13 protein-coding genes are annotated in these 15,644 nt (G+C 64.3%); all 13 read right to left on the bottom strand.

All coding sequences use genetic code 11. The annotated features are described in order from the left end of the window. Positions 1-37 precede the first annotated feature (37 nt). A complete protein-coding gene (locus RIN61_RS19310; RefSeq protein WP_013971612.1) occupies positions 38-595 on the bottom strand; it encodes a CvpA family protein in 558 nt (185 codons plus the stop codon). A gap of 198 nt (positions 596-793) precedes the next feature. Further along, the gene (locus RIN61_RS19305) at positions 794-1,462 is read right to left on the bottom strand and encodes an SPOR domain-containing protein (protein ID WP_112251850.1); all 669 of its coding nucleotides are present in this window, start codon (positions 1,460-1,462) and stop codon (positions 794-796) included. Next, complete coding sequence (gene folC, locus RIN61_RS19300; protein WP_112251851.1) at positions 1,446-2,753, bottom strand: bifunctional tetrahydrofolate synthase/dihydrofolate synthase; 1,308 nt, start codon at positions 2,751-2,753, stop codon at positions 1,446-1,448. Before folC ends, RIN61_RS19305 begins: the two co-directional genes overlap by 17 nt. Beyond that, entirely contained in the window at positions 2,753-3,646 is an 894-nt protein-coding gene (gene accD / locus RIN61_RS19295; RefSeq protein WP_013971609.1) for an acetyl-CoA carboxylase, carboxyltransferase subunit beta, read from the bottom strand. The genes folC and accD overlap by 1 nt, the downstream gene beginning before the upstream one ends. 222 nt (positions 3,647-3,868) lie before the next feature. Then, positions 3,869-4,489 carry a phosphoribosylanthranilate isomerase gene (locus RIN61_RS19290; protein ID WP_025338242.1) on the bottom strand — a complete coding sequence of 207 codons (621 nt, stop codon included), beginning with the start codon at positions 4,487-4,489 and terminating at the stop codon, positions 3,869-3,871. A 61-nt stretch (positions 4,490-4,550) separates the two neighbouring features. Continuing rightward, positions 4,551-5,408 carry a tRNA pseudouridine(38-40) synthase TruA gene (gene truA, locus RIN61_RS19285; RefSeq protein WP_085589219.1) on the bottom strand — a complete coding sequence of 286 codons (858 nt, stop codon included), beginning with the start codon at positions 5,406-5,408 and terminating at the stop codon, positions 4,551-4,553. A 195-nt stretch (positions 5,409-5,603) separates the two neighbouring features. Next, on the bottom strand, positions 5,604-8,303 hold the full coding sequence (locus RIN61_RS19280) for a motility hub landmark protein FimV (protein WP_313853435.1): 2,700 nt from the start codon (positions 8,301-8,303) through the stop codon (positions 5,604-5,606). Between the two features lie 71 nt (positions 8,304-8,374). Continuing rightward, positions 8,375-9,379 carry an aspartate-semialdehyde dehydrogenase gene (locus RIN61_RS19275; RefSeq protein ID WP_112251853.1) on the bottom strand — a complete coding sequence of 335 codons (1,005 nt, stop codon included), beginning with the start codon at positions 9,377-9,379 and terminating at the stop codon, positions 8,375-8,377. 944 nt (positions 9,380-10,323) lie between these two features. Further along, on the bottom strand, positions 10,324-11,436 hold the full coding sequence (asd, locus tag RIN61_RS19270) for an aspartate-semialdehyde dehydrogenase (protein WP_112253309.1): 1,113 nt from the start codon (positions 11,434-11,436) through the stop codon (positions 10,324-10,326). A 63-nt stretch (positions 11,437-11,499) separates the two neighbouring features. Continuing rightward, positions 11,500-12,582: a 3-isopropylmalate dehydrogenase gene (gene leuB, locus RIN61_RS19265; RefSeq protein WP_112253310.1), complete on the bottom strand. Its 1,083-nt coding sequence runs from the start codon at positions 12,580-12,582 to the stop codon at positions 11,500-11,502. A gap of 54 nt (positions 12,583-12,636) precedes the next feature. Further along, complete coding sequence (locus tag RIN61_RS19260) at positions 12,637-13,401, bottom strand: class I SAM-dependent methyltransferase (protein WP_112253311.1); 765 nt, start codon at positions 13,399-13,401, stop codon at positions 12,637-12,639. Positions 13,402-13,549: 148 nt separating this feature from the next. Continuing rightward, complete coding sequence (gene leuD / locus RIN61_RS19255; RefSeq protein ID WP_112253313.1) at positions 13,550-14,194, bottom strand: 3-isopropylmalate dehydratase small subunit; 645 nt, start codon at positions 14,192-14,194, stop codon at positions 13,550-13,552. Then, complete coding sequence (gene leuC, locus RIN61_RS19250; RefSeq protein WP_013971600.1) at positions 14,191-15,624, bottom strand: 3-isopropylmalate dehydratase large subunit; 1,434 nt, start codon at positions 15,622-15,624, stop codon at positions 14,191-14,193. Before leuC ends, leuD begins: the two co-directional genes overlap by 4 nt. Positions 15,625-15,644: the final 20 nt, after the last annotated feature.

The following is a 15,644-nucleotide window of genomic DNA, read 5'->3' as shown; positions in this document are numbered from 1 at the left end:
GCAACCCCTACTTTGACGAAACTTGAGTGAATAGCGCTCAGGGCTTTGCCGGCCCGAGCAACTGTTCCTTGAACGGAAGATCAGCTGGAGTGCCGATCAGCCCACTGGGTGTCCACTGGCCGGTAAAACCCAGGATCAGGTTTTTCGACCAGTCGGCGACCAAGAGAAATTGTGGTATCAGGCGTGATTCCTGCCACCAGGTGTCCTGTTGAACCGGCCCCAGGCTGATCAGCCCGATGGCCACCACCACCAGCAAGGCCCCGCGCGCGGCGCCGAAGGCCATGCCCAGGAAACGATCGGTACCGGACAGCCCGGTCACGCGGATCAGCTCGCCGATGAGGAAGTTGATCATGGCCCCCACCAGCAAGGTGGCGACGAAAAGAATGGCGCAGCCGGCGATGACGCGCATCGACGGCGTCTGGATGTAGCTTTCAAGATACACCGAGAGCGAACCGCCGAACATCCAGGCAACCGCACCGGCAATGATCCAGATGAGCAAGGACAAGGCTTCCTTGACGAAGCCGCGCTTGAGACTGATCAGTGTGGAGACGGCGATGATCGCGATGATCGCCCAATCGACCAAGGTAAATGCCACGGTGCTGCCTGCAGACGTTTGAGGCGGCGCATTTTAACAGAGCGGTGGGGGGTTGGGTAAGCGGAATGTCAGGTGGATTGGTGCTGGATCATTCGCGGGTAAACCCGCTCCCACAGGTGATGTGCAAACCCTGCCATTGCGCGCTCCCTGTGGGAGCGGGTTCACCCGCGAATGGGCGGCAAAGCCGCCCCAGGGATATCAGCTGCGCTCAGGCTGGAAGCGCACCACAAAGCCCTTGAGGCTGTTCTGGCGATTGATCGCGTCACGTACGCGTTCGGCCTCGGCACGCTCGATCAGCGGCCCTACGTAAACGCGGTTCATGCCACCGGCCGAGCGGATATAGGCGTTGTAACCCTGGCTACGCAAGGTTTGCTGCAGTTTCTCGGCCCCGGCACGGTTGGACAGGCTGGCCAACTGGATGGACCAACTGACCGGCAGGCCATTGACGTCGATCTTCGACGGCGCGGCCGGCTTGGCTGCCGGCTGAGGCTCGACCTTGGACACGGGCGCCTGCGGCTTGGCGGGCTGGGCCTGGGCCTGGGCCTGTGCCTGTGCCTGCACCTGAGGCTGGGTCTGAGGTGAGGGTGTAATCGGCTGGCTGGGCGTGCTCGCCGGCGCGGTGGACTCGTCCACCACCACCGGTGGCTGTTGCGGCTCTTGCGCAATAGCCTGCGGCTCCGGCACGGCGACCGGCTCCACCTTCACTTCCGGCAGGCTTGGCATGGCCGGCGCCTGCGGGGCCTCGACGCGCACCTGACGCATCTCGTCCTCGCGGGTGAACAGCATCGGCAGGAAAATCACCGCCAGCGCCACCAGCACCAACGCACCGACCATGCGCTGTTTCATCCCTTTATCCAGCACTGCCATCTACTCCACCCTCCTGGGCGTGCCGCTCCAGCCATTCCAGTGCCTGGGCAACACAGAAAAACGAACCGAACAGCAAGATCTGGTCATCCGCCGTTGCCTGCGCGCACTGCCCTTCAAGGGCAGCGTCGACGCTGGCATAAGACTTCACCGCGGCGCCGACGTTCGTCAAGGCCGTGGCCAGCTCCGCAGCCGGGCGGCTGCGCGGGGTATCCAGCGGCGCCACCGCCCAGTCGTGAATCAGGCCCTGCAACGGCGCGACAACACCGTCCAGGTCCTTGTCGGCGAGCAGGCCGAACACCGCCAGGCGGCGCCCCTTGAGCGGCCGAGCCGCCAGGCGCCGGGCCAGGTATTGCGCAGCATGCGGGTTGTGCCCCACATCCAGCAACAGCTCCACCGGCTTGCCCTGCCAGCTCAGCAGGCGGCGGTCGAGGCGGCCAGTGATGCGCGTAGCCAACAACGCCTGGCGAATCTGCCCGGCGTCCCAGGGCAGGCCCATCAGCAGGTAGGCCTGCAGGGCCAGCGTGGCGTTTTCCATGGGCAGGTCAAGCAAAGGCAGGTCACGCAGCTCTACCTGCGCACCATCAGCCGTAATACCGCGCCAGATCCAGCTGCCATCGGCACTGGCCAGGTCGAAGTCACGCCCGCGCAGGAACAGCGGCGCGGCCAGTTCGGCAGCCTTGTCCAGCAACGGCTGCGGCGGATCCAGGTCACCGCACAGTGCCGGCTTGCCCTGACGGAAGATGCCGGCCTTCTCGAAAGCCACCAGCTCGCGGGTATCCCCCAGGTAATCGACATGATCGACGCCGATACTGGTCACCAGGGCCAGGTCGGCATCCACCACGTTCACGGTGTCCAGGCGGCCACCAAGGCCCACTTCCAGCACCACGGCATCCAGCTGCGACTGGTAGAACAACCAGAACGCGGCCAGGGTACCCATCTCGAAGTAGGTCAGGGAAATTTCGCCCCGCGCCGCCTCGACGGCGGCGAAGGCATCGCACAGGCGCTCATCGCTGGCCTCTTGGCCATCGATCAGCACCCGCTCGTTGTAACGCAACAGGTGCGGCGAGCTGTACACGCCGACCTTGAGCCCCTGGGCACGCAGCAGCGAGGCCACGAAGGCGCAGGTCGAGCCCTTGCCGTTGGTGCCGGTTACCGTCACCACGCGTGGCGCCAGCTTACCCAGCGCCAACCGGGCCAGCACCTTCTGCGACCGCTCCAGGCCCATGTCGATGGCCGAGGGGTGCAACTGCTCGAGGTAGGCGAGCCATTCGCCCAGGGATCGTTGTTTCATCACGCGACGGCAGCCGCCTCACGCGCTTGCTCCGGGGTTTCCTGGCCGGTCATCTGCGCCAGCAGGCGGGCCAGACGCGGGCGCAGCTCGCCACGGGAGATAATCAGGTCGATGGCGCCGTGCTCCAGCAGGAACTCGCTGCGCTGGAAGCCTTCCGGCAGCTTCTCGCGCACAGTCTGCTCGATAACGCGCGGGCCGGCGAAGCCGATCAGCGCCTTCGGCTCGCCGACGATCACATCACCGAGCATGGCCAGGCTGGCGGAAACACCACCGTACACAGGGTCGGTCAGTACCGAGATGAACGGGATGCCTTCTTCGCGCAGGCGCGCCAGCACGGCCGAGGTCTTGGCCATCTGCATCAGCGAAATCAGCGCTTCCTGCATGCGTGCACCGCCCGAGGCGGAGAAGCAGACCATCGGGCAGCGGTGCTCCAAGGCATAGTTGGCCGCGCGCACGAAGCGCTCGCCGACGATGGCACCCATGGAGCCACCCATGAACGAGAACTCGAAGGCGCTGACCACGATCGGCATGCCCATCAGGGTACCGCTCATGGAAATCAGGGCGTCTTTCTCGCCAGTCTGCTTCTGCGCGCCTGCCAGGCGGTCCTTGTACTTCTTGCCATCACGGAACTTCAGGCGGTCGACCGGCTCCAGGTCGGCGCCCAGCTCGGCACGGCCGTCGGCGTCGAGGAAGATATCGATGCGCGCACGTGCGCCGATGCGCATGTGATGGTTGCACTTGGGGCAGACATCCAGGGTCTTTTCCAGCTCCGGACGATACAGCACGGCCTCGCAGGCCGGGCACTTGTGCCACAGGCCTTCAGGCACCGAGCTCTTCTTCACCTCGGAACGCATGATCGAAGGGATCAGTTTGTCGACTAACCAGTTGCTCATGCTTTCTTTCTCCAGTATTGGCAGGCGTGGGCCGGTGTCGCCGGCCCTACCCTGCCCTTGAGCTCAAAATCTTTCATGAAACGATGATGGACCGGCCGCCAGGACTTCCAGCGCGCCACCCCACCGCTAATGTGTTGTCTTGCCGCCACAGGCGCAGGCGGCTGCCCCGCAGGGCTGCGAAAGCTATGGACGATGGCGCGCAGCCAGCCGTCACATCTGCTATCACGCCTGTTTCACCGCACGCATGAATGCCTCGATCTTCGCCGCGTCCTTGATGCCCTTGGCTTGCTCCACGCCGCCACTGACATCCACCGCGTACGGCCGCACCTGGGCGATGGCCTGGCCGACATTGTCGGCAGACAGCCCGCCTGCCAGGATGATCGGCTTGCTCAGGCGCGCCGGCACCAGCGACCAGTCGAACGCTTCACCGGTGCCTCCGGGTACGCCCGGCACATAGGTATCCAGCAGAATGCCGCGGGCACCAGCGTAAAGCTGGCAGGCCGCCTCCAGGTCGTCGCCCGGGCGCACGCGCAGGGCCTTGATCCAGGGGCGGTGGTAGCCTTCGCAGTCCTGCGGGGTTTCGTCGCCGTGGAACTGTAGCAGGTCCAGCGGAACCACTTCGAGGATCTCGTTCAGCTCGCAGCGCGAAGCATTGACGAACAACCCGACCGTGGTCACGAACGGCGGCAGCTCGGCGATGATCGCCCGCGCCTGGCGCACATCCACGGCGCGCGGGCTCTTGGCATAGAAGACCAAGCCGATGGCATCGGCCCCCGCCTCGGCAGCGGCCAGTGCGTCTTCGATGCGGGTAATCCCGCAGATCTTGCTGCGAACATTGCTCATGGACAGCGAACCCTGCTTGTTACGGTGAAAGGCCGGATGTTAGCAAATGACTTTTCGCCCGTCAGTCTGCCAATGCCTCGTAGCCGGTCAAAAAGTGCGGGCCGATGTAACGCTTGGGCAGTGCGTATTCCTCGGGGTACTCCACCTGCACCAGGTAGAGCCCGTACGGGTGCGCCGTGACCCCGCCTTCGCGGCGGTTGCGCCCCTCCAGCACCTCGCGCGCCCAGGTGACCGGGCGCTCGCCGGCACCGATGGCCATCAGTACACCGGCAATGTTACGCACCATGTGGTGCAGGAAAGCCGTGGCGCGCACATCCAGCACGATCATCTGGCCATGGCGGGTGACGCGCAGGTGGTAGATGTGCTTGATCGGCGACTTGGCCTGGCACTGGCTGGCGCGGAAGGCACTGAAGTCATGGGTACCGAGCAGGTACTGCGCGGCTTCGGCCATGCGCTCGACATCCAGCGGGCGGTGGTTCCAGGTCACCTCCTCGGCCAGGTGCGCCGGGCGGATCGGGTCGTTGTAGATGACGTAGCGGTAACGCCGGGCGCAGGCCTTGAAGCGGGCATGGAAGTCGGCCGGCATCGGTCGCGACCAGACCACGCTGATGTCATGGGGCAGGTTGAAGTTGGTGCCCATGGTCCAGGCGCGTTCGTCGCGCACGGCGCGGGTGTCGAAGTGCACGATCTGCCCGCAGCCATGCACGCCGGCGTCGGTGCGCCCGGCGCAGATTACCGAGATCGGCTCGTTGGCCACCTTGGACAACGCCTGCTCCAGGGCCTGCTGGACACTGGGCACGCCACTGGCCTGGCGCTGCCAGCCACGGTAGCGCGCGCCTTTGTATTCCACGCCCAGGGCGATGCGGGAGTAGCCTTCGGCCGCGGACTCGGCGGCGGTGTCGATGATGTCCAAGAGCATGAAACCTGTGGGGGTGTACGGAATGGCGGGGATTATAACGACAACGGCAGCCGTGTAGGGCTGCCGCTGAATGTGTGTCGCGCTTGAGGGCCTCTTCGCGGGTAAACCCGCTCCCACAGGGGCCCCACAGATTTCAGATCCTGTGAGTCACCTGTGGGAGCGGGTTTACCCGCGAAGAGGCCGGTACAGACAACCTCAGACCAGTCGGGAGAGCATGTCCTCGGCTTCCTGACGCTGACTGTCATCGCCATCCTTGACCACTTCATCGAGGATGTCGCGTGCACCCTGGTTGTCGCCCATGTCGATATAGGCGCGGGCCAGGTCAAGCTTGGTGGCCACTTCGTCGCTGCCGGAGAAGAAGTCGAAGTCCAGGTCGTCCAGTGGTTCAGGCTCCGGCTGGGCAGCCGCGTCCTCGCTGGTGAAGTGCGGCTCCAGCGACGGCGATTCGAGGCTCTGCGACAGCTTGTCCAGCTCTGCGTTGACGTCGTTCAGCTCCGAGGCAAAGCTCTTGGCTGCCGGCGAATCGTCTTCCAGCGACAGCGAAAGATCGAAGTCGGACGGCAGGTCGAACTCGGAAAGCGGGTCGAATGCTGGCTCGCTGTCGAAGGCAGCCAGCTCGGCAGCGACATCCACCGGGGTTTCGTCGACTGCAGCCGGGGCGGCCGGGGCAACCGGTTCGCTGACGTCGAGGTCGAAGTCGGACAGGTCCACAGCGGGCTGTGTATCGGCCTGAGCCAGCATGGCCTCGAACTCGGCGTCGGCGTCAGCCTGCAGCTCGGCATCCACGGCAAACGGCTCGTCTTCCGGCTGAGCCGCTTCCAGCACCGGTTCATCCAGTACCGGCTCGTCGACGACAGGTTGCTGGGCCAGCGATTCGTCCAGCAGCGGCGCTGCCAGCGGGTCTTGCTCGGGCAGCTCGTCACCCAGGCTCAGGTCGAAGGCACTGTCCAGGTCCTGCTCGTCCGGCGCATCGAGGGTCGGCACTTCATCGAAGGCATCCAGCTCAGCATCCAGATCAACTTCCGGCTCGAGCACTGCCTCAGGTTCGGCTTCGGCAACGGCCTCTGGTTCAACCGCCACCTCTGGCTCGGGCGCCATGTCGGCAATCACTGGCGTTTCAGGCTGATCCTGCAGCAGTTCCTGCACGTACTGCTCATCCATCTCGGCAGCCAGGGCTGCCGCGCCCAGGCCGGCAGCGGCCAGGCCGAGCATGGCCGGGTAGCGCTCTTTCAGCCCGGCAACCGCTGCACTGTTCTGCTCGCTGGCCGGCAGCTTGCGCTCCTGCTCGGCGAACGCGCTCTGGTCACCCTGGCGGGCATACACATCCATCAGTTTCAGGCGCAGGTCGTCACGCTGCGGCGCGGCCGCCACGGCAGGCTCCAGCAGGTCGGCAGCGCGGTTCAGGCGGCCTTCGGCCACGCATTGCTCGACCTCAGCCAGCAGCGCGGCGTAGGGGTCGGCTTGCGGCTCAGGCTGCACTTCGACGGCGGGTACCGATGTTTTTTCCGCGGCGGTAGCGGCGGCTGCCGAAGCGGCGACCACAGCCGGCGACAAGGTCACACTCGGAGCCGAGACCTCGACACCATCGAGGCTTGCGCTGTCGCTGTCGAAGCCTGCGCCCTGCTCTTCTTCCAGCGCCCGCGCCATGCGCAGGTGCTTTTCCGCCTCCTGCTGAGCCTTGCGCTTGCGCGCCAGCAACAGCAACAGAAGCAGCAGTACGAGGAAGGCACTACCGGCAATCAGCCCGAGCAGCAGCGGGTTGCCCATGATTTCATCGACCGCGCTGCCAGGCTCGCCAGCAGGTGCGGCCTCGGCGGCAGGCACCGGCTTGGGTGCGGTATCGACAGCGGCAGGAGCCGGCTTGACGACCGGTTGGGCCGGCGCAGCCGCCCCTTGGGTTTCAAGCCGGGCCAACTGGTTGTTCTTCAGCTCGATCAGACGCTGCAGCTTGTCCAACTGGCTCTGCAGGTCGGCCATGCGGCTCTTGAGCTCTTCGTTGTCGCGACGGCTGGTGTCCAGGCTTTCCTGGGCCACCGCCAGTTTGTCGTTGAGGGCCTTGGCCTGGTCGGCACCAGCCTGGTTGCCCGGGCTGACCAGGCGCAGGTTGTCGCCCTGGGCTATACGTGCCGGCGCTGCCTCGGCGGCACCGCGACGGGTGGCGTCCAGCTGGCGGGCACGCGGGCCCAGGCGGCGGCCTTCCCGCCAGGCGGCATACTGCTCGGCCACCTCGGCGGTCGCCTCGCCCTGCGGGATGTTCTGGATCTGCTGCTGGTCGGGCAGGCGCAGCACCTGGCCAACCTTCAGCTGGTTGATGTTGTTGCCGATGAAGGCGTCCGGGTTCAGCGCCTGGATCGCGATCATGGTCTGCTGGATCGAGCCGCCCTGTGCATTGCGCGCGGCAATCTGCCACAAGGTGTCGCGGCGCTGGGTGGTGTAACTGCCGGCAGCGGTCACCGCTGGCGCCACATTGGCTGCCGCAGGCTTGTCGCCCTGGGCCTTGGCCTGATCGAGCAGCACGCTGTAGTCACGCAGCAGGCGGCCCTGCGGCCACATTACCTGGACCAGGAACTTTACCACCGGCTCAGGCAGCGGCTGGCTGGAGGTAACCCGCAGCACGCTCTTGCCGTTGGGGTTGATCACCGGCGTGAAGGTGAGGTCTTCGAGGTATGTCGGCAGTGCCACCCCGGCCTTGCTGAACTCTTCCGGTGGCGCCAGGCTCGGTGCCACTTCGGCGGCGGTGAGGTCGCGCACGTCGAGCAGCTCGATCTCGGCGTCCAGGGGCTGGTTCTGTGCCGACTTGAGGGTCAGCTCCCCCAGGCCCAGGGCATTCGCCATGCCCGACGACAGCGCCGATGCTGCAGCCATGGCCAGAACCAGTTTGCGAATTCGAAGCATGACCTCTTCCCTTGTATGAAGCGTCCTGAAACCTGCATGCGGAGCAGGACAATAGTGCTCGCCAGTATCTTTTACGGCATGTGTTTAATCAACAATTGCGCCACTTGCACGGCATTGAGCGCGGCGCCTTTGCGCACGTTGTCGGTGGTCAGCCAGAGGTTGAGTTGCTGGTCTTCATCAACACCGTGCCGTACACGACCAACATAGACCACGTCCTGGCCCACTGCGTCGCCTACCGGGGTCGGATAATCGTCGAGCCCCACCAGTTCGACGCTGTCGGCCGCCTCGAGGGCCTGGTTGACCGCATCCAGGTCTACCGGGCGACGGCTCTGCACCGCCACACTGAAGCTATCGCCGAAAAACACCGGGACTTGAACGCAGCTCACGGAAATCTTCAGTTCCGGCAGGCCCAGCAGCACGCGCAGCTCGCTGACCAGGCGGCGCTCCAGAGCCGTGTGGCCATGCTCATCGGCGGTGCCGACCTGGGCCAACATATTGAACGCCATCTGCCGGTCGAAGAAGCGCGGCTCCAGCGGCCGGGCATTGAGCAGCTCGGCGGTTTGCCGGGCGAGCTCGGTGACCGCTTCACGGCCTTGTGCAGACACCGCCAGAGCGGCCATCACCTGCACCCGCTCGATATCCAGCAGGCCTTTGAGCGGTGCCAGGGCAACAGCCAGGGCAACCGCGGCCGAGCACGGGCTGACGATGCGGGCGGGCAATGCCAGGCCGGCCAGGCGTTCGGCGTTGGCTTCGGGCACCAGGGCCAGGGCGTCGTCCAAGCCAGCGGACAGGTCGATGACCGTGCAGCCTGCCTGCAGCGCCTTGCTGGCAAAGCTTCGGCTGACTGCCGCGCCTGCGGCGAAGAAGGCCAGCTTGACCTGGGCGAAGTCAAAGCTGTCCACTTCACGCACCTTCAGCTTCTTGCCAGCGAACATCACGCTGCTACCCGCCGATTCCATGCTGGCCAGCAGGTGCAGGGTGGCGACCGGGAAATCCAGCTCTTCGAGAATCTGCACCAGGGCTTCACCGACGCTGCCGGTGGCGCCGACGACGGCGATGTCCAAAGGGTGTGTCATGGAAGGGATCCTTTTGCTGAAAACGGCGGGGGCGGCACTTTACTCGGATTGTAGAGTTTTGTCTGTGCTGGCCCAAACCTAGAGCTGCGCTGCTCTTGATCTTGATCTTGATCTTGATCTTGATCTTGATCTTGATCTTGATCTTGATCTTCGCGACTTCAGGAGGCCGAACGCAGGTCTTGCGGAGGGAGGTGACGGGCATGGATGCCCGTCAAGCGCTGAGGCCCCATGGATGGGGCCTGCAGCGCGTACTCCCGGGAGCAAGACCGGAGTGAGGGAACCCCGGAGCGCAGCGCAGGGGCCGGATGATGGGAGCGCAGCGTTTTTTGGTTACTTTTTGCCGCGTTTGGCAAAAAGTGACTCGCCGTAAGGGCGAAAAGGTGAGTCAGCGTCGCCATCGCAAACGGACTGTTCGCCATATCAAAACCGTCGCTTAAGCTTTTTGGCTTTTTGCTTTTTGGATGCGGGCATTCACATCGAGTAGGCATTCATTCGCGATGGTGGCGCCAAGTCACCTTTCCGCCCTTACGGCGGGTCCCTTTTTGTCGTGGCAAAAAGGAACCAAAAACCGTCGGCTCCCATCATCCGGCCCCTACGCTTCGCTCCGGGGTCCCCTCGCTACGGGCCTGCTCCCGGGAGTACGCGCTGCAGGCCCCATCCATGGGGCCTCAGCGCTTGACGGGCATCCATGCCCGTCACCTCCCTCCGCAGTCCCTTCGCTCGGCCTCCTGAAGTCGCAATCGGCGGCGCCTGAACTACCGCGCGCTTAGAAGCCAAAGCCAAAGCCAAAGCCAAAGCCAAAGCCAAAGCCAAAGCCAAAGCCAAAGCCAAAGCCAAAGCCAAAGCCAAAGCCAAAGCCAGCAAGAGCCTGGCGGACTGGGGTGGCTCGGATATAAAAAAACCCGCACTGTCGCCAGCGCGGGTTTTCGGTCAGACCGGAACGATCAACGCTCCAGCAGAATCCGCAGCATGCGGCGCAGCGGCTCGGCCGCGCCCCACAGCAGCTGGTCACCGACGGTGAACGCGCCCAGGTACTGCGAACCCATGTTCAGCTTGCGCAGGCGGCCAACCGGAACGTTCAAGGTACCGGTTACCTTGGTCGGGCTCAGCTCCTGCATGCTGATTTCACGCTGGTTGGGCACCAGCTTCACCCAAGGGTTGTGCTGGCTGATCATGCCTTCGATGTCGGCCAGCGGCACGTCCTTGTTCAGCTTGATGGTCAGCGCCTGGCTGTGGCAACGCATGGCGCCGATGCGCACGCAAATGCCGTCGACCGGGATCGGGCTCTTGAAGCGGCCGAGGATCTTGTTGGTCTCGGCCTGGGCCTTCCACTCTTCACGGCTCTGGCCGTTCGGCAGTTCCTTGTCGATCCACGGGATCAGGCTGCCAGCCAGCGGCACGCCGAAGTTTTCGGTCGGGAACGCTTCGCTGCGCATGGTCTCGGCAACCTTGCGGTCGATGTCGAGGATGGCGCTGGCCGGGTTGGCCAGGTCATCGGCAACGGCTGCATGGGTAGCACCCATCTGCTTGATCAGCTCGCGCATGTTCTGCGCGCCGGCACCCGAGGCCGCCTGGTAGGTCATGGCGCTCATCCACTCGACCAGGCCGGCTTCGAACAGGCCGCCCAGGCCCATCAGCATCAGGCTGACGGTGCAGTTGCCACCGATGTAGTTCTTGGTACCCGCGTCCAGCTGCTGGTCGATGACCTTGCGGTTGACCGGGTCGAGGATGATCACCGCGTCATCCTGCATGCGCAGGGACGAGGCGGCATCGATCCAGTAACCCTGCCAGCCGGCTTCACGCAGCTTGGGGAAGACCTCGTTGGTGTAGTCGCCGCCCTGGCAGGTCAGGATCACGTCGAGGGTCTTGAGCTCTTCAATCGAATAAGCGTCCTTGAGCGGAGCTGTATCCTTGCCCACGTTCGGGCCCTGGCCGCCAACATTGGAGGTGGTGAAGAACACCGGCTCGATGAGGTCGAAATCCTGCTCCTCCAGCATCCGCTGCATGAGCACGGAACCGACCATACCGCGCCAACCGATCAGACCTACACGTTTCATCGCAACTACACCTTTGCTAAAAGTGGGCCGCCACCGGGAATTTTGGGTGGCGGGCCAGAGAGATTACAGATTCCGCAGCGCTGCGACTACTGCGTCGCCCATTTCCTGCGTACCAACTTTGCGGCAGCCTTCCGAGTAGATGTCGCCGGTGCGCAGGCCCTGGTCCAGGACCAGGCTCACGGCCTTCTCGATCGCCTCGGCGGCAGCCGACTGATTGAAGCTGTAACGCAGCATCATCGATACCGACAGGATGGTCGCCAGCGGGTTGGCGATGCCAAGGCCTGCGATGTCCGGCGCCGAGCCGTGGCACGGCTCGTACATGCCCTTGTTGTCGGCATCCAGCGACGCCGAAGGCAGCATGCCGATGGAACCGGTGAGCATGGAAGCTTCATCCGACAGAATGTCACCGAACATGTTGTCGGTCACCATCACATCGAATTGCTTGGGCGCGCGCACCAGTTGCATGGCGGCGTTGTCGACGTACATGTGGCTCAGTTCCACATCCGGGTAGTCCTTGGCCACGTCCTCGACCACTTCACGCCACAGCTGGCTGGAAGCCAGGACGTTGGCCTTGTCCACCGAGCACAGCTTCTTGCCACGCACGCGGGCCATGTCGAAGCCGACACGGGCGATGCGGCGCACTTCGCTTTCGCTGTACGGCAGGGTGTCGTAGGCCTGGCGCTCGCCGTTTTCCAGCTCGCGCTGGCCACGCGGGGCACCGAAGTAGATACCGCCGGTCAGCTCACGGACGATGAGGATGTCCAGGCCGGAAACGATCTCGGGCTTGAGCGACGAGGCATCGGCCAGTTGCGGGTAGAGGATGGCCGGGCGCAGGTTGGCGAACAGGCCCAGTTGCGAACGGATTTTCAGCAGGCCGCGCTCGGGGCGGATGTCACGCTCGATCTTGTCCCACTTCGGCCCGCCCACTGCGCCCAGCAGCACGGCATCGGCCTTGCGCGCACGCTCCAGGGTCTCGTCGGCCAGCGGCACGCCGTGCTTGTCGATGGCGGCGCCACCGATCACATCGTGCTCCAGGCTGAAGCCGAGCTGGAACTTGTCGTTGGCCAGCTCCAGCACCTTGACCGCCTCGGCCATGATTTCCGGGCCGATACCGTCACCTGGGAGAATCAGAATCTGCTTGCTCATGCTTTCCTCTATCCATTCACGCGGTGCGGCCAAGCGGGCCCCACCGAAAAGTTCTTAACGCTCGGCCCACAACACCAGCACATCGGTGCTGAACGAACCGTCGGCCTCGATCTGGTAATACTGCCGCACTTCTTCACCCATGGCTTGCTGCAATTGGCGAATTGCCACGCGCATCGGCTCGGGGGTGCGCATGCGCTCGACCCAGCTGGAAAACTCCAGGCGCAGCGGCTGGCGGGTGTGGCTGCGCACATGCAAACCAGCCTCGCTGACCTGCCGCTGCCATTCGGCGGCGGAATAATCGCGCACGTGGCTGGTGTCGCGCAGTACTTCGACTGTTTGCAGGTAGGTGTCGAGCAGCGGGCTGCCCGGCGACATCACATCAATGAACGCCGCCACGCCACCCGGCTTGAGCACGCGGCGCACTTCGCGCAGGGCCAGGCCCAGGTCGCTCCAGTGGTGGGCCGAGTAGCGGCTGAAGACGAAGTCGAACGAGGCATCGGCGAACGGCAGGCGTTCGGCGGCACCGCGCTCGGTGGTGATATTGGCCAGGCCGCGCTCGGCGGCGGCACTGGCGACCACATCGAGCATGGCCTGCGAGAGGTCGTAGGCGACCACTTCGGCGACCAGCGGGGCGATGTGGAAGCTGACATGACCGGCGCCGCAGCCCAGGTCCAGCACGCGGGCAGCGCCCTGCCCTGCCAGTTCGGCCTGCAGCAGGGCGAATTCACTGCCCTGGGCGTGCACGGCGCTGCTGAGGTAGGCGCTGGCCTGTTCGCCGAACTGGCGTTGGACCACATCGGTGTGCTGGGTGCTGGTCATGTCTCGATCCTTTTGGTTTCTTGCTGCCTGTACCGGCCCTTTCGCGGGCATGCCCGCTCCCACAGGTCCTCTACAGGTTTCGAATCTTGCGCCGTACCTGTGGGAGCGGGTTCACCCGCGAAGAGGCCGGTACTGTCACCTACATATTTCAGGCATCCCGGAACAGCCAAGGCTGCGCTGCACGGTGCTTGCCTTCGAAGGCCTTGATCGCGTCGCTGTCCTGCAAGGTCAGGCCGATGTCGTCCAGGCCGTTGAGCAGGCAGTGCTTGCGGAACGCATCGATCTCGAAGTGCAATACCTTGCCATCCGGGCGGGTCACCGCCTGGGCCTGCAGGTCGATGACCAGCTGGTAGCCCGGGTTGGCTTCTACCTGCTTGAACAGCTCGTCGACTTCCTCATCGCTGAGGATGATCGGCAGCAAGCCGTTCTTGAAGCTGTTGTTGAAGAAGATGTCGGCAAAGCTCGGCGCGATCACGCTGCGGAAACCGTACTCGTCCAGCGCCCACGGGGCATGTTCGCGGCTGGAGCCGCAACCGAAGTTCTCGCGCGCCAGCAACACGCTGGCACCTTGATAGCGGTCGTGGTTGAGCACGAACTCCTTGTTCAGCGGGCGCTTGCTGTTGTCCTGGTAGGGCTGGCCCACGTCCAGGTAACGCCACTCGTCGAACAGGTTGGGGCCGAAGCCGGTGCGCTTGATCGACTTCAAGAACTGCTTGGGGATGATCTGGTCGGTGTCGACGTTGGCACGGTCCAACGGCGCGACGAGGCCAGTGTGCTGGGTAAAGGCTTTCATGCTGCGCTCCCTTGGATCAACTCGCGAACATCGATGAAGTGGCCGGTCACCGCGGCGGCGGCGGCCATGGCCGGGCTGACCAGGTGGGTACGGCCACCGGCACCCTGACGGCCTTCGAAGTTGCGGTTGGAGGTGGACGCGCAATGCTCGCCGCTCTCCAGGCGGTCCGGGTTCATCGCCAGGCACATCGAGCAGCCTGGTTCACGCCATTCGAAACCGGCTTCGAGGAAGATCTTGTCCAGGCCTTCACGCTCGGCCTGGGCCTTGACCAGGCCCGAGCCCGGTACCACCAGCGCCTGCTTGACGTTGGCAGCGACCTTGCGGCCCTTGGCGATTTCGGCGGCGGCGCGCAGGTCTTCGATGCGCGAGTTGGTGCACGAACCGATGAATACGCGGTCGAGCTTGATATCGGTAATCGCCTGGTTGGCGGCAAGGCCCATGTACTTGAGGGCACGCTCGATCGAACCACGCTTGATCAGGTCTGGCTCGGCAGCCGGGTCCGGTACGCGCTGGTCGACGGCAAGGACCATCTCCGGCGAGGTGCCCCAGCTGACCTGCGGCTTGATTTGCGCAGCATCGAGCTCGACCACGGTGTCGAACACCGCGTCAGCGTCGGAAACCAGGCCTTTCCAGGCCTCCACCGCCTGCTTCCACTGCTCGCCCTTCGGCGCGTACGGGCGGCCTTCGACATAGGCAACGGTGGTGTCGTCCACCGCCACCAGGCCTACGCGGGCACCGGCTTCGATGGACATGTTGCAAATGGTCATGCGGCCTTCCATCGACAATTCGCGGATGGCGCTGCCGGCAAATTCCATGGCGTGGCCGTTACCACCGGCGGTACCGATCTTGCCGATCACGGCCAGGACGATGTCTTTGGCAGTAACGCCGGCAGGCAACTGGCCTTCCACCCGCACCAGCATGTTCTTCATCTTCTTGGCGACCAGGCACTGGGTAGCGAGCACATGCTCCACCTCGGAGGTGCCGATGCCGTGGGCCAAGGCACCGAAGGCGCCGTGGGTAGAAGTGTGCGAGTCACCGCAGACCACGGTCATGCCAGGCAAGGTGGCACCCTGCTCAGGGCTGATAACGTGGACGATACCTTGACGCTCGTCATTCATCTTGAATTCGACGATGCCGTATTCGTCACAGTTCTCGTCGAGGGTCTGCACCTGCAGGCGCGACACTTGGTCGACGATGGCTTCGATACCGCCCTTGCGCTCTGGCGTGGTCGGCACGTTGTGGTCCGGCGTGGCGATGTTGGCGTCGATGCGCCAGGGTTTGCGGTTGGCCAGGCGCAGGCCTTCAAAGGCCTGGGGCGACGTCACTTCATGGATGATGTGACGGTCGATGTAGATCAAGGACGAGCCGTCATCACGGCGCTTGACCTCATGGGCTTCCCAGAGTTTGTCGTAAAGCGTTTTGCCAGCCATCAGACTGTTCCTCATCAGCG

The sequence above is a fragment of the Pseudomonas inefficax genome, assembly GCF_032164165.1.
GTDB classification, from domain to species: Bacteria; Pseudomonadota; Gammaproteobacteria; order Pseudomonadales; family Pseudomonadaceae; genus Aquipseudomonas; species Aquipseudomonas inefficax.
This window is presented reverse-complemented; position numbering and strand designations above follow the sequence as displayed.